At 47.4% G+C, this 20,843-nt stretch carries 19 protein-coding genes; 3 read left to right on the top strand and 16 right to left on the bottom strand.

Translation table 11 applies throughout. The annotated features are described in order from the left end of the window. Nucleotides 1-64: 64 nt before the first annotated feature. The 12 genes from ACDJ58_RS00720 to ACDJ58_RS00665 all read right to left on the bottom strand — a co-directional run bounded on the left by ACDJ58_RS00720 (nucleotide 65) and on the right by ACDJ58_RS00665 (nucleotide 12,612). Nucleotides 65-1,402, bottom strand: a complete 1,338-nt coding sequence (locus tag ACDJ58_RS00720) for an FAD-dependent oxidoreductase (protein ID WP_413379408.1) — start codon at nucleotides 1,400-1,402, stop codon at nucleotides 65-67. 54 nt (nucleotides 1,403-1,456) lie between these two features. Beyond that, the gene (locus tag ACDJ58_RS00715; RefSeq protein WP_413374672.1) at nucleotides 1,457-2,311 is read right to left on the bottom strand and encodes a carbohydrate ABC transporter permease; all 855 of its coding nucleotides are present in this window, start codon (nucleotides 2,309-2,311) and stop codon (nucleotides 1,457-1,459) included. Continuing rightward, entirely contained in the window at nucleotides 2,295-3,209 is a 915-nt protein-coding gene (locus ACDJ58_RS00710) for a carbohydrate ABC transporter permease (RefSeq protein ID WP_079695868.1), read from the bottom strand. The genes ACDJ58_RS00715 and ACDJ58_RS00710 overlap by 17 nt, the downstream gene beginning before the upstream one ends. 33 nt (nucleotides 3,210-3,242) lie before the next feature. Continuing rightward, on the bottom strand, nucleotides 3,243-3,947 hold the full coding sequence (locus ACDJ58_RS00705; RefSeq protein WP_413374669.1) for a hypothetical protein: 705 nt from the start codon (nucleotides 3,945-3,947) through the stop codon (nucleotides 3,243-3,245). 27 nt (nucleotides 3,948-3,974) lie between these two features. After that, nucleotides 3,975-5,270: an ABC transporter substrate-binding protein gene (locus ACDJ58_RS00700; protein ID WP_413374667.1), complete on the bottom strand. Its 1,296-nt coding sequence runs from the start codon at nucleotides 5,268-5,270 to the stop codon at nucleotides 3,975-3,977. Between the two features lie 103 nt (nucleotides 5,271-5,373). Next, nucleotides 5,374-6,141 carry a response regulator transcription factor gene (locus tag ACDJ58_RS00695; protein ID WP_413374665.1) on the bottom strand — a complete coding sequence of 256 codons (768 nt, stop codon included), beginning with the start codon at nucleotides 6,139-6,141 and terminating at the stop codon, nucleotides 5,374-5,376. A 5-nt stretch (nucleotides 6,142-6,146) separates the two neighbouring features. Next, on the bottom strand, nucleotides 6,147-7,970 hold the full coding sequence (locus tag ACDJ58_RS00690; RefSeq protein WP_413374663.1) for a cache domain-containing sensor histidine kinase: 1,824 nt from the start codon (nucleotides 7,968-7,970) through the stop codon (nucleotides 6,147-6,149). A gap of 229 nt (nucleotides 7,971-8,199) precedes the next feature. Further along, a complete protein-coding gene (locus tag ACDJ58_RS00685; RefSeq protein ID WP_064642743.1) occupies nucleotides 8,200-8,388 on the bottom strand; it encodes an aspartyl-phosphate phosphatase Spo0E family protein in 189 nt (62 codons plus the stop codon). Nucleotides 8,389-8,635: 247 nt separating this feature from the next. Beyond that, nucleotides 8,636-9,145 carry a hypothetical protein gene (locus ACDJ58_RS00680; protein WP_413374661.1) on the bottom strand — a complete coding sequence of 170 codons (510 nt, stop codon included), beginning with the start codon at nucleotides 9,143-9,145 and terminating at the stop codon, nucleotides 8,636-8,638. Nucleotides 9,146-9,282: 137 nt separating this feature from the next. After that, nucleotides 9,283-9,444 (bottom strand): aspartyl-phosphate phosphatase Spo0E family protein, encoded by a 162-nt coding sequence (locus ACDJ58_RS00675; protein WP_095206164.1) that lies wholly within the window; start codon nucleotides 9,442-9,444, stop codon nucleotides 9,283-9,285. Nucleotides 9,445-9,575: 131 nt separating this feature from the next. Continuing rightward, on the bottom strand, nucleotides 9,576-10,961 hold the full coding sequence (locus tag ACDJ58_RS00670) for a transcriptional regulator (protein WP_413374659.1): 1,386 nt from the start codon (nucleotides 10,959-10,961) through the stop codon (nucleotides 9,576-9,578). Between the two features lie 259 nt (nucleotides 10,962-11,220). Next, the gene (locus tag ACDJ58_RS00665) at nucleotides 11,221-12,612 is read right to left on the bottom strand and encodes a transcriptional regulator (protein ID WP_413374657.1); all 1,392 of its coding nucleotides are present in this window, start codon (nucleotides 12,610-12,612) and stop codon (nucleotides 11,221-11,223) included. A 269-nt stretch (nucleotides 12,613-12,881) separates the two neighbouring features. Between ACDJ58_RS00665 and ACDJ58_RS00660 the strand changes: the two genes are divergently transcribed. Further along, nucleotides 12,882-14,006 (top strand): LLM class flavin-dependent oxidoreductase, encoded by a 1,125-nt coding sequence (locus ACDJ58_RS00660; protein WP_413374655.1) that lies wholly within the window; start codon nucleotides 12,882-12,884, stop codon nucleotides 14,004-14,006. Between the two features lie 103 nt (nucleotides 14,007-14,109). On the opposite strand, the gene ACDJ58_RS00655 is transcribed toward ACDJ58_RS00660, so the two are convergent. After that, nucleotides 14,110-14,685: a TetR/AcrR family transcriptional regulator gene (locus tag ACDJ58_RS00655; protein ID WP_413379406.1), complete on the bottom strand. Its 576-nt coding sequence runs from the start codon at nucleotides 14,683-14,685 to the stop codon at nucleotides 14,110-14,112. Nucleotides 14,686-14,950: 265 nt separating this feature from the next. Here ACDJ58_RS00655 and ACDJ58_RS00650 point away from each other — a divergent pair, with 265 nt between their 5' ends. Beyond that, nucleotides 14,951-16,150 carry an MFS transporter gene (locus ACDJ58_RS00650; RefSeq protein ID WP_413379404.1) on the top strand — a complete coding sequence of 400 codons (1,200 nt, stop codon included), beginning with the start codon at nucleotides 14,951-14,953 and terminating at the stop codon, nucleotides 16,148-16,150. Between the two features lie 70 nt (nucleotides 16,151-16,220). Here the strand turns inward: ACDJ58_RS00650 and ACDJ58_RS00645 are convergent, their stop codons facing one another. Then, nucleotides 16,221-17,264, bottom strand: coding sequence for an alkene reductase (locus ACDJ58_RS00645; protein ID WP_413374653.1), 1,044 nt, complete (start codon nucleotides 17,262-17,264; stop codon nucleotides 16,221-16,223). A 183-nt stretch (nucleotides 17,265-17,447) separates the two neighbouring features. Between ACDJ58_RS00645 and ACDJ58_RS00640 the strand changes: the two genes are divergently transcribed. Beyond that, nucleotides 17,448-18,311: a LysR family transcriptional regulator gene (locus tag ACDJ58_RS00640; protein ID WP_413374651.1), complete on the top strand. Its 864-nt coding sequence runs from the start codon at nucleotides 17,448-17,450 to the stop codon at nucleotides 18,309-18,311. A gap of 563 nt (nucleotides 18,312-18,874) precedes the next feature. Here ACDJ58_RS00640 and ACDJ58_RS00635 read toward each other — a convergent pair. Together ACDJ58_RS00635 and cdaS are read right to left on the bottom strand one after the other, a co-directional pair. Continuing rightward, a complete protein-coding gene (locus ACDJ58_RS00635) occupies nucleotides 18,875-19,981 on the bottom strand; it encodes a Glu/Leu/Phe/Val family dehydrogenase (protein ID WP_413374649.1) in 1,107 nt (368 codons plus the stop codon). Between the two features lie 197 nt (nucleotides 19,982-20,178). After that, nucleotides 20,179-20,808 carry a sporulation-specific diadenylate cyclase CdaS gene (gene cdaS, locus ACDJ58_RS00630; RefSeq protein WP_413379402.1) on the bottom strand — a complete coding sequence of 210 codons (630 nt, stop codon included), beginning with the start codon at nucleotides 20,806-20,808 and terminating at the stop codon, nucleotides 20,179-20,181. Between the last annotated feature and the right edge of the window lie 35 nt (nucleotides 20,809-20,843).

Raw genomic sequence — 20,843 nt, 5'->3', positions numbered from 1 at the left:
TTCAACAGTGGTTTTGGAGTCTTCTTTGGATTTCATAATAGTCTGCTCGCACAGGATTCATTCCTCAAATCGCGGCTCCGTTACGGCGTAGTTCCTTTTGCAGCACCGCTACCGGTAGCTCCAACGGATCTAGCTTCATCTGAACAGCTAAAGCGGCTGCTGTTCCCGCCGCCTGCCCCGTAGCCATGCAGCTTGGAGTCAGCCTTGTCGTTGCGTGAGCCTCATGTGTGGTGGATATACATCGTCCTGCCGCCAGCAGATTGCGGATATTGCGGGAAATCAGAGAGCGGTATGGAATATCGTATGCTCCGTCTCCTTCTATAAAAGCCGCTACGACGCCTTGACCGGAGGGATCATGAATATCAATCGGATAGCCACTTCTGGCGATTACATCGTCAAACTTTCGCCCTGCAACCACATCCGCCTTGGTCAACGCATAGTGCCCAATGATTCGCCTGGATTCACGGATACCGATCTGCGGTGCTACCGCTGAGATTGAAGCCCGCTCGAATCCAGGCACGTCACGCTGCAGAAACTCAGCGATCATTAGTACCTGCCTCCTGCCTTCCTGTTCAGCAGAGGTCAGATCCTCTGCATCTGTAGCATCCAACCCCTGCACCCGGGTGCAATTAATCAATACTTCATCTTCAGCCGGTCCTGTAAAAAACAATACCTGATCGCGGTTAATCGGCACACCTGCTTTTTTCCATTGGGAATAGAAGCCGCTCACCCCGGTTAACGGAATACTGTCCAGCTCGGAGAAAGGCGTCTTGGCATAGAAATCCTCCGGGTGCTCCTGCATGTATTGCTTCACTCTTCCAAGGTCCACACCACGCATTCTGAATTTCATGGTCATCGGCTGTGACTGATGATCGCCATCTCGCCCCTTCGCAACAGAAGCGCCCGCAAGATAAGCCGCATCCGCATCACCGCTGGCATCCACGAATACGTTCGCTTGGAGCTCCATTCGGCCAGACTTGTTCGTCAAACGTACCGCCTCTACCCGATCATCCGCCACAACCACTTCATCCACGAAGCTGTGCAATAACAACCGGACACCTGCCTCCTGCAACATCTCCGCCGCAACCACCTGATAGATCGCCGGATGGTAGGGCGTAACAGTATGCACAAATCCAACCGTATCACGAAGATGTCCTGGAGAGCCGCCACGCGCCTGCAGTCGGTCAACGATCTCCTGGGCGATGCCCCGAATCACCTGTTCACCACTCTCCGTATGGAAGGTCATCCAAGGGTAGACCATGGCGGCAGTCGACATTCCACCAACGAACCCGTACCGCTCCACCAGTACTGCTCGAACACCCTGTCGTCCAGCAGCGATGGCTGCTGCTATGCCCGCCGGACCCCCTCCCACAACAACCACATCCGCTTCTTCCTTTTTCATACTCATACTTATCCGTTCACTCAAGTTATCACTCCTTCCGTTCTATTGCATGGACTACTCTTTCAGTCCGGTCATGGCAACTCCCTCAATGAAGCGCCGTTGTGCCAGGAAAAAGACAATCAGCAACGGCAGGGTCGCCATGACGGTGGCACTCATCAGATATTGCCAGGCTGTACCCACTTCATCCGTGAACAGGGATAATCCAAGCGGCAGCGTCATCAGTTCTCGCGAGTTAATGAAAATCAACGGATCGAAAAACTCATTCCAGATCGTCACAAAAGTAAAGATCGTCAGCGTAGCCATACCGGGCTTGGCAATCGGGAGCATAATTCGCGCATAGATCCGGAAGCGGTTGCAGCCGTCAATCATCGCCGCTTCCTCCAGCTCGGTGGGTACCGTAATGAAGAACTGCCGCATCACAAAGATGCCCAACACACCGCCCGCCCCAAAGATCGGCAATAAAATCAGCGGAAGATGTGTATCAATCCACCCCAGCTGCCGCATGAACAGAAACATCGGGATTGCCGTCACCTCATGGGGAATCATCATCGCACTCAACAGGATGAGAAATACCACATTACGTCCCTTGAACGGAATTTTGGCAAATGCATACCCGGCGAGAGATGCAAAGAACACCGTACCCAGCACAACCACAGCAGCAATATATACACTGTTAAAATAAAAACGATGAAACGGAATCAATCGAAAGACATCGATGTAGTTCTGAAATCGGAAGGTATCCGGTATCCACTGTGGTGGATAGGTGAATATGCTCTGAGGCTCCTTGAATGACGTCGATATCATCCAGATAAATGGAACAATCATAATCAGCGAGATCAGTGTCAGTAACAAATACGTCCCAAGGGCACTGCCTGTCTTGCGAATCGAAGGATTAGGCATCGCCTTCATTGAATACCCACCTCTTTCGAAGCTGCCATTGCAGCAGCGTCAGGATTAGCACGATAAAGAACAGCACATACGCAAGCGAAGAAGCGTAGCCGAACTGAAATAATTTGAATGCTTTTTCCCAGATATAATAGACCAATACCTTCGTGCTGTTGCTCGGCCCTCCCTGTGTCATGACGTAGATCTGTCCAAACACCTTGAGCGAGCCAATCACTGTCATTACCATGGTTAAAAACACCGTTGGTGTAATCATGGGTAACGTGACGTGAAAGAAAGTCCCCCTTCTGCCCGCGCCGTCCAGTGTTGCCGCTTCGTAAAGTGAACGCGGCACCTGCTGAATGGCTGCAATGAACAGCACCATATTCAGACCTACATTTTTCAGTACACTCGTCACAATAACCGCAGGCATCGCCAGATCCTGATTGTAGAGCCAGGCCGGACCCTTGATACCTATCATCAACAGAAGCTGATTGATCAGTCCCGACTCTGTCGCATACATCAGCTTCCACACGATGGACCATACAATCAACGAGGTCATGACCGGAACGAAGATGGCTGTTCGGAAGATCCCGATGCCGCGCAAACTTCTGGATAGCAGCAATGCGAGCAGCAGGGCAAGCACAATGTTAAGCGGCACAAGCCCCGCAGTGAAATAGACCGTGTTGGCAAGCACCTTCCAGAACATGGCGTCTGTCATCACATTCCGGTAATTCTCCAGTCCAATAAAATGATGATCCCCCAGCAGCGGCCAGTCGGTCAGGCTCATGTATAGCGCCAAACCCATGGGAAACAGCAGCAGCAGGGTAAACCCGAGCACCATCGGTGATACGAACAGCCAACCCGCGATCTGGGCCTCTCTGGCGAGCGGACCTCTTCCTGTACGCTTGCGTGAATGGGTCACAGTTAGGCCCCCTTTTTATCAAATTTCTTCCCTCTAGTCCGGACGGTTCAGATTGTCCACCGCATTACGGAAGCCGTTAACAGCCCTTCGCAGCTGCTCCTCCGCTCTGCCTGTTACGACCGCTCCAAGCATGATCGCCTTGACTCCGGTATCGTGCAGCACCCGAACATCTTCTGGCACCAGCTTTCGCTGGGAAGGAACCAATACCGGAATCTGCGCCTGCAAGACCAGACGGCGATACTTGAGCACATCCGCGAAGCTTAATGGTGTGCCATATTCATTCCCAGGCACAATGGATGCCTCCAGGGCGGTGAAGCCATAATGAGCCGCTGACGTTGCGAGGGAAGGTTCATATTCGTCATTGATTGCAAACGTGGGGTCCAACCCCAGGTCATCCAGCATGAAGGACGGCAAGTGATGTGCATAGATGGAATAGAAGTCAAAACCCAGCCCGGAGAGGCGCTCCACGTCTTCTCGCCTTGCTCCATCTATACTGCCGGACGGCACGACCCCAAGCGGGCCGCCAAACTCGCTACGGATCGCCTGAAAAACTTCGGCATAGTTGTCCAGTGGACCAAAATGATTCCCGCTGGCGCGATGGCCGACATTATAATGCACCTTCAGTGCATCAGCGCCCTCTTCAATTGCTGCCCGGGCCAAAGATAGATCGTTCTCGGGTAAGCTGACCACAAGCGACAGGGAATTCCGATCAAGCAATTCCTTGAATTTTCCCATCATGCTCACCTCCTGTTTTTATAAAATTATTTATTGTTGCAGCACGCCTTGGATCTCTTCCTGCATTTGCTTCAGATTATCTTCGGGTGTTGCTGAACGGGCGAACAGGCGGTCAAATCCCTGCAATACCGCATTATCGATATCCTGCCAACGGATATGACCGGGAATCAAGCGCGCTTTTGGCATTTCATTAATCACCGCCTGCACAATATGCTCCTTGCTCGGATTATTAGGTTGATTAATGAACGCATCGGAGTTCAGCACAGAGGTACGCGGAGGCACAAAGTAGGTGGCCGTCGCCTGAATGCCCTGCTCACTGGCAAAATACTCCAATAGCTTCTTGGTTTCCTCCGGATGTTTGCTGTCGTTGAACATGGCATATCCAGCCTGCCCCAGCATCGGTACGCTGCCCTGTGAACCGGAAGGCATGGGAGCGATACTCCACTCAAAATCTGTAATCTCTCTTGCTTTGGAAACATAGCTGTAGTTATCGAAAAACATGCCCACATTGCCAGCATCGAAGCTGACCTGCTCGCCCGCTTTCGGGTGCGATTCATCGGTGAACATCATACGCTCCAGCAGTTCAAAGGTTTGTACGCCATAGGCATCGTTCCAGGTGAACTTCGTCATGCCTTCGTCGAACGGACCGCTGCCATTGGACCAGGAATAGGAGGAAAGCACAGCCCAGTTCTTCCAGTCGCGGAAAAAGTTGGCGCCATAGACTCGGTTGGTAGCCTCCTTGCTGGTAATCGCCTTGGCGGACTTCTCGAACTGTTCCCATGTCCATTGCCCTTGACTGGCAAGTGTATTAGGGTCGGTCAGACCCGCTTTGTCGAACAGCGTTTTATTATAAAACATGACAACCGGAGGGGTGGAAAAAGGCAGCCCCAGCAGCTGATCACCATCACGGAACAGATCCAGCGTACTTGGAATATAATCATCCAGCTTGAACTGTGCATCATCCTTGAATTCGGATACATCGGCCAGGATGTGATTGGATTTGAACTGTGGCACCATTCGTTCCGATACCCAGGCGATATCCGGGAGAGAGCCGCCAGCGGCAAGCACCGAAATTTTTTGCTGGTATTCCGCGAAAGGTACGGATTCCATCGTCACCTTGATGCCTGGATTTTCCTGCGTGAAGCCCTCGATCAGCTTGTTGTACAGGTCCATATGTGCCTGATTGCCCCACATCATGAACTTAAGCTCAACCTCTCCATTCTCCCCGGCTGCATTCTCAGGATTACTGCCGGAATTGGAGCTTGTGCATCCGATTGAAGCAATCATCATAAGTAAGAGTATCAATATCAGTCCTGCTTTTTTCATGAAAATCCCCCTTATGGACTTAGTGGTATACATGTGCAACCAAAGTATAACGAAGGCATCGGCCGCTCATAAATCACGTCAATTACAGAAATGGTATGGTTTTTCAAGAAATACTGAATCGGTCACGATATTCCCCTGCTGTCCATCCCACCTGCTGCTTGAATACCAGCATGAAGTGTTTAGGACTCTGATGCCCAGATAACCTTGCAACATCATAGATTTTGAGCCCCGTGTTAATCAGCAGCCACTTGGCCCGTTCCATACGAGCCTCAGCGATGTATTCGGAGTAATTGGTTCCTGTTTCGTTCTTGAACAGCTGGCTTAGATAGGTGGGGTTCAGATTAACCAGAGCTGCTATGGTCTGAAGTCGCAGATCCCCATCGGGGTGCTGCTTGATGTGCTCCTTCACATTTCGGATAATCTTCCGCGTATCTCCGCCAAAGTGCTCTGCTTTCCCAGATGGCTCAGTGACTGGAAGGGTTGAAATGCCGTACCTGCGATCCAGCAGCAATTGAATTTTTTGGATGCATAATGCCAGTTCATGACGTTCAATCGGCTTCAGCAGATAGTTCAACACCCCGTACTCCATCGCCCTGCGTGCATATTCAAACTCCCCGTAGCCGCTAATGATGATCATCAGCAGTTCAGGGTACATATCTCTTGCTTTGGATACCAGTGTCAACCCGTCCATTTCACGCATGCGAATATCTGTGATTAACACATCCGGTACTTCACATCTCAGAAAGTCCAGAGCCTCGGCTCCGCTCGAAGCTTCACCTGTTACCTGGAACTGAGGGGCCGCCTGTACAATCAGCTCTCTCAGCCCCTGACGGATGACCGTCTCATCCTCCACAAGCAATACTTTATACATGCGCTTCATTCCCCTTTCTGTTGAAGTTGAATGGATATCGTGACCGCCAGACCCTGCCCGGGACTGCCATCGACGCTCAGGCTGCCGCCTTCTCCATACATGAGTCGGAGCCTTTGAGAGATATTGTTAAGTCCCAGCCTGTCCCCGGCATGACATCGCAATGCCTCACTGGAAGGCTGCCGAGCAATGGATTCATTTAATTCATCAATCTCCGCCTGAGCCATGCCTTTACCATTGTCACGCACAATAATCAGCAGCTCATCATCAAATTTCAATGCAGATACCCAGATCACTCCGCCATCGGCCTGCCCTTCAATGCCATGGTAGACAGCGTTCTCCACCAGCGGTTGCAATATCAGCTTGGGAATCAGACACTCTGTAATGGCTTCATCGATGTCATAGATTACCTCCAGCTTGCCGTCATAACGTACCTGTTGAATGCGTACATAGGATTGTACAAAAGCCAGTTCTTCCTGAAGCGGAACCCTCCGGTCCACCTTATCAATCGTATAACGCAGCAGCTTGCCAAGTGCCGTCACCATATCAGACACCTCAGCGTGCTTCTGGCGGACCGCCATCATGTTGATGGACTCCAATGTGTTGTATATAAAATGGGGATTGATCTGGCTCTGCAATGCTGACAACTCCGCCTCTCGCTCTTGAATGCCTAGCAGAAATACCTCGTTGAACAGTCGATTGATCTCTTCCATCATTCGGTTAAAGCCCCGGCTAATCTGTCCGAACTCATCATTGCTGAAGTGCGCTACCCGCTGGCTAAAGTCTCCCTGCTCCACCCGGATCATATTGTGCTTCAGTCGAATCAGCGGCCTCGTTATGCGATAGGATAAGAGAACTGCGAGAACTGCTACGGCTGCCATACATAACACAGCGAATCCAAACGTAAACGTGAGCATCTCGCCCGACTCCTTCTGAATAACGGCAATAGGCGTAAGGCTGATCACCGAAAGTCCTGAATAGCTGGAATGGTGCTGTACGTAGAGATAGGGCTTCCCATCAAGGACAACCTTCTGGTTGCCTGCGTAGCCTTGAAGCTGTCCATGTTTTAACAGTTGGTCGTATGCGGATAGACCTCCGGCAGAGGTCCGTTCGAACAAGAGATGCTGCTTGCTGTCGACAATCATCAGGCTCGCATTTTGCTCAAAATTCAGATTGGACAAGAGTTGACCAAAGGCTTCCAGCCGGATGTCGATCAGAATGTAGCCCAGTCGCTGGAGTGTACCCGGATCACGAATCTCACGGGCAACCGATATATACGGCTCTTCATGACTGCCCGTGTAATAGCTAGGTTCGTGCGGAGGAAGCAGACGCCATTCCCCTTCCGAGCCGTTAAGCTCTGCAAACCAGTCATCCTGCCTGCTGTCCCATACCGGATTCACTGCCAGCGAATCCAGATTGGAGAACAGGATGCCGCTGTTGCTGATCAGATGGATGCCACGAATTTCCGGTCGGTCGTATGCTTGACCAGACGTGTAGAGCTTCATTTTCAGATAATCATCGGATCTTGCCCATGTACCCGATCCCATCGGAGCATTGTATTTGCCCAGAATACCGAGCACCATCTGATCATAGAGCGGCAAGAGCGACAACCGCTCGAAGTCCTTGAGCAGCCGATTCAGGTTAGTATTAATCTGGCGAACAATATCAATGGTGAACTGCTCCGTCTTGCGATCAATCGTCTGCGAGAAATGCAGGTAATTCACTACTCCCTGCAAGCTTAGCGGCAGCAAGGTCAACGCCAGGAACAACAGGAGCAGCTTTGTGCGCAGATTCATATTTCTTCCGAAATAACCCTGTACCTTGTCCATCATTTCCGTTCATCCCTCCCTCTCCCGATCATTGTATGAGCCCCCTTCACAGATCAATCTGGATATAACTGGGGTTCATCATATCCAGTTTTAATGATCATTGGCTATCCTGCCAACCATGGGATTGGTACGGAATTTCAAGATTGAATTATGGGTTTCGGGGAAACGCAAAAAAGCCGACTATATCGCTACAGTCGACTACTCTTCTATTGCACAAAAAAAACCGATTGCATTATGCAATCGGCTGTCTTTTCATAAAGTGTTTTTTATATTTGAAGCGATTATATTCATTAATTAACTCGTCCAATACCATCGATTGTTGAAGGACTTTGTAGTCTTGCATGCCATGATATTCCGCCAAACGACTTAACTCATGCCTGTTCTGTTCGATTTGGTCTCTAATCTGCTTCGGTTCTCTCACAGCATGCACCCCCTCTTTTTAAAACATTTTAGGATACATTGCCAAAAAATTCATATTTTATTCCTTTGCAAAATAAAATGTTTGTTTACATAACAATACATTCATATTCAAGTAGTTTGCATTAATACGTGAAAATCCCCACAACCACAACATGCAGATATATATTTCAGATATTCATCTACATATCGAGTTCAAATGAAATTGAAGTTGTATTAGGTAGAATGAAGAAACAGAAGTACATTATAAATTATGTTCCAATCGTATGCTGAACTTTGCTCGCTCTGGAGCGGATTAGAATCCCTGCTACACGTACCAAAACCATAGCAGCGGTCATTAATATAAATGCTGGACCGATATTCTGAAGATCCAATTGATCCTCAATTGCATAATGATATGCTTGCTGCGGATGATGCGTGATCCATTCCACCGGCACAATGCGTAGCAGGAATGCCACCGCCCAGACGACCACACTACCTATCCCCACTCGGGTATACCACTTACCTGCCGTCGCATCGAATTCCATACGCGTTATTCCCAGCACAATCATTCCGAACACTGCCCCTACAATCACGGCCACCAACAAAAACAGCACATTATTGCCTGTAAAAATCATGTCTTTAAGGAATTTGGCTGCATAATAACCCATAATAACGAAAGGCAGCAATAAACGATAAAAACGTACTGGCTTTCGTCCAATTGAAGTGAATACTAATACCGCAAACATGATGATCATCTGAATCCACATGCTCGTCGTCATACGTTGTTCCCCCTGTATTTTGCTTGATTTGATGCTTTAAGCATAGCAGGGAGAACACCGCTCTAGCGTCCACAACAGGGTTGATAAAGAGGTCCACCTATAGGTGGATTACAGAGGAAGATAAGAGCGTTAACAAATTAGTGTTTCTCTATTAGTCGAATATATTTATTAATCAGTTCATCCAGCACCATAGACTGCTTGAGAACTTTATCATCATGCATGCCATGTTTCTCCACCAACCGACGCAAATGTTGCCGATTCTGCTCGATTTGATCTTTGATCTGCTTGATTTCTCTCACAGCATGCACCCCTTTTTCAACCTATTTTAGGGTACATTTATCTAAAAATTCATAATGGAATGCTTTGCAAAATTTTTGTATTAGATCTTTTAGTAAAGGTCGTTATATTGAGCAAGATTAGATCTCAGTAGTTATACACTTTTAATTCTACTCCCAAAATTTTGTGAACTCAGGCCCTCCATTAACCTAATGTATTGTTCTTCCTGTTGGTTCGTTACATGCCTTCTGAATTTACCATATAAATCAATAGATTTAATAGACATTAGGTCATCGTTACTTGATGATGAGAGTTCCAGGCTCGTGAGTAACGTGTCAATACCCGTTGCGTATCTTTGTTGGTTGAGCCTGTACTTCGCTAACTCATAATAAAAACATATATATCTATAATTCAACATTTGCATATTGTACGTCCCTTTTAAATGTATATCCGTGTTGAATTGTTTAATATAAGGATCGAATCTATCCAATGCAGAATCAATATCCAGTGAGTGCCGGTTAGCTGCTTGCACAATATTCACGAATGCTATTAAAATCTCATGTGGATTAGCATCAAGGTAATTCAGATAAGGTTCAATAACCTCATGGTTCCCATTCATCAAATGGTATAAATACCGATTTCCCTCCGCCCATCCTTTGAAACGTTCTATTAATTCTTGCTCTTCTTCTGTTGGATTAGAGATTTCAATAGCAGTCACGTAAACATCTGTATATTCCAGAGCTTTTTCATATTGCTTACGCGCTTCACAGACACTTGCCTTCAATAAATTCGCATATGCCTTATACGTAAATATGGGGTAAAAGGCGGTTCTTTTTCTATTTTTCCGTCTTCGAGATTGAAGTTCAAGTTGAAAATCAACTTTTCGTTCCAATTCTTCGGCCAATTCATAAACTTTATCCCAGAGATGTATTGTACTATAAACATTCGCCAAATCTTTAATAGCATCCAGTTGTATTTCTTCATCCAATTTCTCAATATAAGGTTCCAATTGGGCTGCTGCAGCCAGATTATCGAATTTACTCATTGTTTTATGAAGCAAAAAAATACGGTACTGGCATAACGCCAACCGTTCCGAGTGCTGATATTTCTCACCTGCGGCTACGCATCCATATAAAATAAGCGCCGCTTCATTCATTTCTTTGAAATATAGATTCTCTGCCATTTGAAACAGTTCTGAAATATAGGATCGATCATCTGTAACCTGATAGACTACCTTTTTAATACAGCCTAGCTTGTTAAGTTCAGCACAGCGATACAGGAACGGTTCCAAACGCCTCCAGTGAGGTGCGGCTTCCACAAAACATTCCACACTGTACATTTCGTAGAAGTATCCCTTTTCCAACCCCATACCAGATGTAATTTGATCCAACTGATTCATAGCTAGAGGTCTACTGCCCTTGAGGATGGCACTCAATGTACCAACGTTGACACCCGTGACATCTGAGAATTGCTGAAGTTTATATCCTCTTTCTCTTATGTGATTCTCTATATATGTGCGTATCGTAGGTGCAAGTTTCAATTCTCCCACCCCCATCAACCAAACTAACTTAAGGATTCATCAGCTCTTAATAAATGTAATTTTAATCCTGAATTTTACAATGGTCAATCTGCGCAAAATAAAAAGCAGTATAGTCCTAAGATAGGATCAATACCGCTTGCCTAGTTTGGAGATTGAAGTATAATGCAATTACAATCCTGCACCACCATGAGTGCTTGGACTATACATCATAGTATTACTGGGAATAGGTTGAGGATACAAACTAAATAATAAAACAGCACTAAACAAAACTACGATCAAAGCTGCTTTTTTTCTCATAATTACTGTAGACCTCCTCAATTAAAGTTTTATACTTAATTTCTAATTCTATTGAAGCTCTGGCTCTATGTCTTTCAAATAGAGCTACACACTGTATAATGATGGACTCGCTCTTCATACTTTTGGCTAGAGCCAAACAGTTTAACAAGTACTGAAATCCTGTTGTGTATCTTTCTCTCTGAAGTTGGTATATCGCTACCTCTTTAAGGAATTGCACGTATCTTCCACTCGTAATCTGTTCCGTATAACTCCCGATATCCCCATAAGTTTTGGCGTACATTGAAATGTATGACTCCAACCGATTGAGAACTGCATCAACATCTATATTATGATGGTTTGCTGCTTCCATTATTTTGACTAATGCAGGCAAAATCTCTGCCTCATTCTTTTCAATAAAGGCAATATAAGGCCGTATGACTTCAGAATCACCCATCATAAGTCTGTATAAGTAATGGTTTACCTCCGCCCATCCACTAAACTTATTAATGAATATGAGATCTTCTTCATTCGGTTGTTCAATTCTAATTAATTTAGAGTACGCCTCAGTATATCGGAGGGCTTCAGAGTATTCTTCCCTTCCATCACATGCGGCTGCCCGTAGCAAATTTGAATATGCGGAATATACAAAAATAGGATAAGATGCAATTCTTAGATTTTCCGACTTTCTCTTTTTATAAGAGTTCAAGAAGCTTGTTTTCTGTTCCAACTCTCCCCCAAGATCGGACACCTTGTCCCAATATCTCAAAGCCAAATATGTATTCGCCAGATCCTTGATCGCATCCAGTTGCCGCTCTTCATCCAGCCTATTAATATACGGCTCGAAGTGCACAGCTGCCCTGAGATTTTCATGCTGATCCTGACCCAGAGATAGTGTGAAAATACGATACTGACACAATGCGAGACGTTCCGAGTGTTGGTACTTCTCACACTCCGCAACGCATTCATATAACATGCGGGCCGCTTTCTTTTGTCCTCGCTCAAGCATGCCCTCTGCCATCTCGAACAATTCGGAAATATAGGATCGATCATCCGTCACTTGCTGGATTACCCTCTGAATACATTCGAGCTTGTCCAGCTCGGCGCAACGTTGCAAAAAAGGTTCCAGTCTTCTCCAATGTGGTGCAGACTCCACAAAACACTCAGCACCGTAAATTTCGTAGAAATGACCTTCTTCCAGCTTCATGCCTTTGGTAATCAGATCCAGTTGAGCCATGGCGATTGGCCGCGTCCCTTTGATGATCGCACTTAACGTTCCAGCGTTCACACCCGATATATCGGCAAAGTATTGCAGGGTATAGCCCTGTTTCCTGATGTAGTCCTCAATAAAGGAGCGTATCGTAGTTGTAGGTTCCATGTCTCCCACCTCCACAATGAAAATCCATAAATTTGAATTTATATGATATGCACAATTTTAATCCTAAATTTTACAGCGGTCAATAAAAATCGTGGCAATTTCCTGCCCATATGTCCAGGTTTGAGCGGCTTTAATCCGCCTTATAGAAAAAATCCATTAGAAGAATGCATGGCAACATGGTAAAGTTAGTTTTAGCTTGAATATCCTACTATTTCCATAGGATTAGATAACCCAGGTGCTTTTCCAATCCAATCCAAGGGGATGGTTAGATGAAATTTGCCCTATTTAGTCTCATGATGAATCTTCCAAATGCCGTAACTGGTGAATCACTAACGACACAACAGAAGTTCCACAATATTTTGGAACAAGCCAAACTGGCCGAACGGCTGGGATTCGATGCATACGGGATCGGTGAGCGGCATGGCGCACCTTTTCTGTCTTCCTCACCTCCCGTCGTGCTGACCGCCGTCGCTGCTGCGACTTCACGTATCCGGTTGCTAACAACGGTCACTGTTCTCAGTATACTTGATCCGGTACGGGTTGCCGAGGATTATGCAACGCTGGATCAATTATCGGGCGGACGGCTGGAGATGATCATCGGGAAAGGCAATGATCCTCGGCACTATCCCCTGTTTGGCATTAGCGAAGAGGAACAATGGGATTCACTCGGTGAACGCTACGAACTGCTGAAACGGCTATGGACTGAAGAGAATGTAACCTGGCAGGGAACGTATCGCCCTCCCCTTCAAGAGGTTACCACTCAGCCAAGACCGCTCCAGCAATCCATTCCGATCTGGCATGGCAGCGCATCGAGCACCCGCTCTACCGAGCTTGCAGCTAAGTATGGCGAACCGATATTTAGTTCAAATTCCTTCCACCCGCAGGCAAAATACAAAGCGTTAATTGACCATTACCGGGAGCGCCTCGATTATTATGGTCATGATGCGAACCGAGCGGTGGTTGGCTCCGGTGCAGGCAGCCTATACCTCGCGAATACACGTGAAGAAGCGATCCGGCGTTATACGCCTTATTATGAGGCATTTCATGCTACGGCCGCTGCGCAGCACAACCAGTCGCCTTTTAAGGACCTGGAGGATAACATTGCGCATGGCCCTGTACTGATTGGTAGTCCAGAGCAGGTCATTGAGAAGATCCTCAATTACCATGCCGCATATGGACATCAGGTACTGAGTATCAGCGTTGATGGACTCAGCCATGCGGAGCAGCTGGAGCAGGTAGAACGCTTTGCCCAGGATGTAGCGCCAGTGTTACGACGCGAAATACCTAGTTTCATATGGAACGAGCCCCCGCTCTTGAACCAGTCTCTTCCCTCTTCCACTTCGCATTCTCCCGATTCATGGCCCCCAGCCATCTCACCGATCTTCCAGATGTAGTTCTCAGTTCTCGACACATTCCCCATTCATCTACAAGCCTTTTGCACCCAGGGTGATTCTTGCGAATCGCCCTATCCCTCCCCCAAGATGTCTTTCTCTATGATCAAGATTTAATACCTTCAAACAAGGAAATCAACGAACGCTGCACGAATTCAGTATCTAACGGTTCGCCAGTCACCAACATGCGATAGAACATCGCTCCATAGACGAGGTCTATGCACAGTCCGATGTCACAATCCTTTTTCAACTCTCCCCGTTCTACACCTTTTTCAAAAATTCCCCACGCTTCGCGCCGACGAGGCTGAATGTATCTGGTTCGGTATTCTTCTGCAAGCCCTGGATCAGACTGTCCCTCTCCGACAATCTGTGTGATCACTTTTCCTTCCCGGCTGCTCAAAAAATCAACCAGATTGCTCGCATGAATGCGCACATCCTCAAATACCGATCCTGTATCCGGTACAGGCAATCTTGCCTTTGCCGCAGACATGTACCCATCCATAATGACAGCACCTTTATTAGGCCACCATTTATATATCGTTGCTTTGCTCACCTTAGCACGTTCAGCAATTTTTTCGATCGTAATCGCTCCGAAGCCGTGTTCCAGTAATAATTCATAGGAAGCTGCAAGAATCGCATTCTGGGTTTCCACATTGCGGGGACGCCCTCTTTTGGCTGTCATCATAAGCCCTCCTTGGTGTAACAAATGTATCTGTAATTCATAAAAACTGTACGTTCATTATACTAAAACACCGACACATTAAACAATTTCGTTCTTACCTTACTTCGACATACAAAAAATTCCCACGCCTATTTACAATACTAAACGTTTAGTTTATTATATGTTTGTGATTAGTAAACGTACCGTTTAGTAATTGACAATTTCAATACAAGTTTACATTAATAAAAAATAGTTTGTGAACATGTGGAGGGTGATACTCATGGATATGCAACCTGATGTGAAGTCAAATTCAGTTCCCAGTTGGTTGATTTTACTTTTGGCTGCGGCGTGCGGACTGATTGCGGCAAACCTGTATTATGCTCAGACAGTTATAGGACCAATCAGCGTTACAACAGGGCTTTCCTCTGCTGCTGCTGGACTGATTGTGACGTTAACACAGATCGGTTATGTTATTGGCCTGCTGTTTATCGTTCCGCTCAGTGACATTCTGGAGAATAAGCGGCTGGTAACTTTTTTCCTTATCATTCTAGTCGTTGCATTGATTGGCGCCGCCTTCTCTTCCCATGCCGTATTATTTCTGACTGCTTCCCTCGTCATCGGGATCAGTTCAGTCGTTGCGCAAATTCTGGTTCCTTATGCCACCTACCTCACTTCTGAGGAGCAACGCGGACGGGTTGTCGGCAATGTGATGAGTGGTCTGCTGCTGGGCATCATGCTAGCTCGGCCTGTCGCAAGTTTTATTACGAGCCTGCTCGGCTGGCAAGCGGTCTTTGTCTTCTCTGCAATCATAATCGTATTACTTACATTGCTCCTGTCACGCGCACTTCCTGCTCGTCGGCCACAACCAGCTATGAAGTATGGACAATTAATTGTCTCACTCGGTTCCCTGTTGAAAACATTCCCTCTGCTGCGTCGCCGTGCCCTCTATCAGGCCAGTCTGTTTGGAGCCTTTAGTCTGTTCTGGACCACAGTTCCCATGCAGCTCGCTAACGAATATGGCATGTCCCAGCAGGGGATTGCCTGGTTTGCACTGGCTGGTGTGGGCGGCGCCATCGCAGCACCTATTGCCGGAAGATGGGCGGATAAAGGTTTAACCCGCGTATTAACTGGTCTCGCCATGGTCATTGCGGCTGCATCTTTTGGGCTTGCCTATCTGTTCCAGGGTCACTCTACCGCTACCCTTATTTTGCTTGTGGTCGTTGCCATCACGCTGGATATGGCGGTCTCGGGCAATCTGGTGCTGGGACAACGCATTATCTATTCGTTGAGCGAAGCAAGAGGACGCGTAAACGGGATATTTATGTCGATCTTTTTTGTAGGGGGCGCGATTGGATCATCTCTTGGCAGCTGGTCCTATGCGCATGGGGGTTGGAGTCTCACCACATTGATTGGTCTGTTGATGCCGCTGCTGGCACTCGTATACTACTTAACGGAAAAGAAAGTCACCGTCGTCAGTAACCCGTAACCATCCTTCCATACGTAAACAAAGGGCAGAGTGATCTTTAGGATCAGCTTCTGCCCTTTTCTTTCTACATTCACACCAACACAGTCAGATGTGCATTGGCATCATACTCGATCAACTGCTGCCCCGTACGCAATTTTTGCACCAGATCAGGATTGGCGATAAACGGTCTGCCGAACGCTGCCAAATCAATGCTCCGATTTTGCACAGCCTGCTCTGCTATTTTTGCCTCAAGATCACCTACGCCAATGATGATACCTTCCCACTGCTGGCGAATCGCCTCATGGAAATTTTGTTCCCTAGTCCAGACTGTGGTGTATCGATCTGTTGAAGGATGTAAGATTGTAATGCCTGTCTCGCGGAACAGATTCAGATAGGCGTTCAGCACTCCGGCCTTGTCTGACCAGACATAGGAAGGGTCATCATCTTTTTTCTCAGAAAATCGTACCGATATGCGATCCACACTAATTTCTTTTTGAACTGCAATAATGATCTCCTTCAGAAAACGCAATCGCCCCTGGATATCGCCTCCGTATTCGTCTGTTCTGTGGTTCGTCTTCTCATTAACAAACTGGTCGATCAGATAACCATGTGCTGCATGAAGCTCAATTCCGTCGAATCCAGCCAGTACCGCATTGCGGGCAGCCGTTTGAAAATGTTGAATGGTATCCCGGATATCTAGCACACTCATAGCTTGAGGTATCTGATATGGCTTATGCAATTTGTGAACTTTTCCTTGAGCCGGAATCTCCGAAGGTGCCAGTGGCGGATTACCGATCAGATCGGAGTGAGACAGTCTGCCCACATGCCACAGCTGAGCGATGATGGTCCCTCCGTGTTTATGGACGGCATTCGTTACTTTCTTCCATGAGTCGGTCTGTTCAACCGTATATAATCCGGGGATACCATAGGTTCCTTTGCCTGCCAACGAGGGATTAATACCCTCTGTAATGATCAACCCTACGCCATCCCGGGCACGTCGCTCGTAATACGCCACCATCTCTTCCGTCGCAGTCCCATCCTGATCATTGGCAAACCCTCGGGTAAGAGGTGCCATCACCAACCTGTTTCTCAAATGCCACTCGTTGATCGTCACCGGGCTCAGTAATGTAGACATATTTTTCACCACAACTCCTTCTCTATTATCTGCGTTTTGCATGATTCCATTGCTCTGTAAACGCTGTTGATAACGATATTGTAAGCCGGCTTATATATATCGTAAAATGATTGAAATATATAGATATATCTCTCATAGAGATACCTAACACTTCATTTCATTACAACTCAGGAGGCCAGAGCCATGGAACTCTCGGATATCGATATTATTCTTGCGGTGGCACGGTCCGGCAAAATCTCACAGGCCGCCAAAGAATTGAATTACGCACAATCCAACGTCACCACACGCATCAAAAAGCTGGAACAGGAATATCAGGTGCAGTTGTTCAACCGTTTCCCCAAAGGGGTGGTTCTGACTTCCAAAGGAGAACAGTTTGTCCAATATGCGACACGCATCCGTGACCTGTTAAACGATCTGGAGCAGGATATGACTGATCCTGGGGAACCCTCAGGTACACTAAAAATCGGAATCGTGGAGACGGCAGCATCCAGCCGGTTCATGGAGATTCTTAATGAATACCAGGTGACATATCCCGAGGTCTCCATCTCACTTGTTAATGCCACTTCACCCAAATTGCTGCGCAAGAAAATACAGGAGTATGAGATTGATGGTGCCTTTATTAGTGGTGCGTGTGTGAAAGAGGGTCTGAAAGTGGAATATGAAATGCAGGACACGGTGCATATCATCTCCAAACGGATGGACGTAGCACCCGAAAGCCTGTGTCAGGTTTCGTGGGCCGTTTTCCCAAAAGGCTGTCCATACCGTGAAATTACAGAGGAATTTTTGCAGGAAGAAGGTTTGTCCGCTCGCAATATGATTGAAGTTAGCACGATGGATAACCTGCTCAGCTGTGTGGAGTCGGGGATTGCTTTTACCATTATGCCTTGCAGCGTTATTCACAAGAAGCCGGATGAGTTCTCTGTACATGATCTGGCCGAACGATTCACACATACCACAACAACCTTTGTCCGGGGTGAAGATCGATATGTCAGCAGCGCGCTGGATCGATTTGTGAAGCTGCTGAATCAGAAGTGTATTACATTTTGAAATAAATTTCGCTTTCCTATACCTGCTCATCGTTTATGTAGGGTTAAAACCAAAATATAAAGAAGGCGGGCATCCATACGGACGCCCACCTTTTATCTGTGCTTTTCTCGGAGCATTTGGGTAGGAGGGTTTAAGAGGCGTTAGCATGCTCTTTTTCAAACGTAAGGAACACCAGACGCGTTATTTCCTAAAATCTCCTTAAAAAAACGCTAAAAACGGCCTCAAATTCCGGTATAGCGTGTCTCAGGTTCCTTATCCTTATGCAGGCGCTTCAAACCCCTGAATAACAGGATTCCGGTTCGTTAGCTTCCACCCTCTACTCTAACCGCAAGCAAGAGAGACAACTCCGGATATCGCTAGAACGAAGGTCTCCGAGAAGATAACCCGCATTTGCGGTGTCTCTATCCCTTGCTCGAACATTCAGGCCGCGTTCTCGCCAACTCGGCACTTGCTCGCCCGTTCAGACTGCCTACTCGCCCGCTCCGGCCCCATTGAGGTCCACTTCAGCTTCCAGACAGAGGTTTCAGGACACACTCGTATCTGTTTCAATGAATCCTTATCATTTACCCGCGCAGTCTGCGGGAACTCAGCGCGTGATGACCATTTTGCAGAAATGTGCTGCGTGTATTTTTCATCAGTTCAATGCGACGTTCAGCCAAACGATCCGCAGCAATATACGTTGCGATACCTTCGGTCCGTGACGTGTCGAAGATTTTCTCCAGATTATTGTAGATCTCCCCAACCTTGCTCCACGCACGATCTGCGTTATAGCCGTTCAGCTCATCCGCAATATTAATTACGCCACCTGCATTGATCACGTAGTCTGGTGCGTATACGATTCCCATCTCATGCAGCTTGTCACCATGACGCGGCTCCAGCAGCTGGTTGTTGGCGCAGCCTGCCACAACCTTGGCCTTAAGCTGTTTCAACGTATCGTCATTAATTGTACCGCCCAATGCACATGGAGCATAAATATCACAATCCACTCCAGTAATGTCGGCAGGGTCCACCGCTTTTGCACCGAATTGATCCACAGCCTGCTTCACGGAATCCTTATGAATATCGGTAACGATGAGATGCGCACCTTCTTCGTACAAATATTTGCACAGACGCATCGCCACGTTGCCCACGCCCTGTACAGCCACGGTTTTGCCTTCCAGCAGATCCGTGCCGAATGCTTGCTTCGCCGCGGCCTTCATGCCCCGATATACACCCCAGGCTGTTGCCGGAGAAGGATTACCGGAGGAGCCGTAGCTTGGCGATATACCTGTGACATAGTCGGTTTCCTGATAGATCAGATTCATATCTTCTTCTGTTGTTCCCACATCCTCTGCGGTGACATAACGTCCGTTCAGTCCCTGAATGTATCGGCCAAAGGCCCGGAACATCGCTTCATTTTTGTCTCGGCGCGGATCTCCGATAATTACGGCTTTGCCTCCGCCCAGATTCAGTCCGGATACAGCATGTTTATATGTCATTCCACGCGCAAGGCGCAAGGCATCTTCAATGGCCGCTTCCTCAGAAGCATAGGTCCACATCCGTGTGCCTCCCAGCGCAGGACCGAGTGTTGTATCGTGAATAGCAATAATTGCTTTTAAACCAGAGGCTCTATCCTGGCACAGTACCAGTTCCTCATAATCGTGATGTTCCATTGCTTCAAACCAGCTCATGTGTTAACCGTCTCCTCCAACCATTTTTGCGATCAATTCGCCTTCTTCTGTTCGTCGTCCACCCTCTATTGTACCCATGATGATCAAGTTTGTGCAAAATCACATTACGATGTAACAAAAAGACCTTTCTCTCTTCACAGGGAAAAAGGTTCATTTATTCCAGCATGGAATCGGTAAAAAAATCTAGCGACGAGTGATCATGGCAAGGTTTCAACCACGTTGATGGGATGCAGATCCCCACCCACGGCGAATGAAGCTTGACCGGTCTCTTCCGAGACAACCAGCACAACCGCATCCGTCAGCTCACTCAATCCGAGAGCAGCCCTATGCCGTGTGCCAATCTTCCGTTCATGTACAATGGCCTGTGACAAAGGCAATACATTGCCCGCGGATACAATCTGATTGCCCCGAATCAGCACCGCCCCATCATGCAGAGGTGCACCCGGTATAAACAGCGATTCCAGCAACGCATGAGTGACCCTTGCATCGACTGCAACCCCTGAGTGGATAATCGGTTCAAGCGGCACTTCCCGTTCAATCACAATGAGCGCACCATATCTGCGATCAGACAAATGCTGTACACTGGCAGTCAGTTCGGCAAATTTCTCCGTGAAGGGAGACAGATAACAATCCAGATAAAAGGAGGACGCCAGCACCTCGATCTGCTTGATCTCGGCTCGAATCTCTGCAAATTGGCCCAGCAGACACACACTGTCATGATCAAAGGTGGATAACGTCTGGTTCATTCGATCTGCCACACGATGAAGGTCCCCTTTGAGTTTCTGCCTCATGGTCGAGCTGTCGCAGTCTGCTTGCCGATTCATCATCATTGTCTTCCTCCTCACCTTGGCATCTCGCTCAT

It is taken from the genome of Paenibacillus taichungensis, from assembly GCF_047302525.1.
GTDB classification, from domain to species: Bacteria; Bacillota; Bacilli; order Paenibacillales; family Paenibacillaceae; genus Paenibacillus; species Paenibacillus taichungensis_B.
Note: the sequence above shows the minus strand (reverse complement) of the source record. Positions and strands in the feature narration are given on the sequence as shown.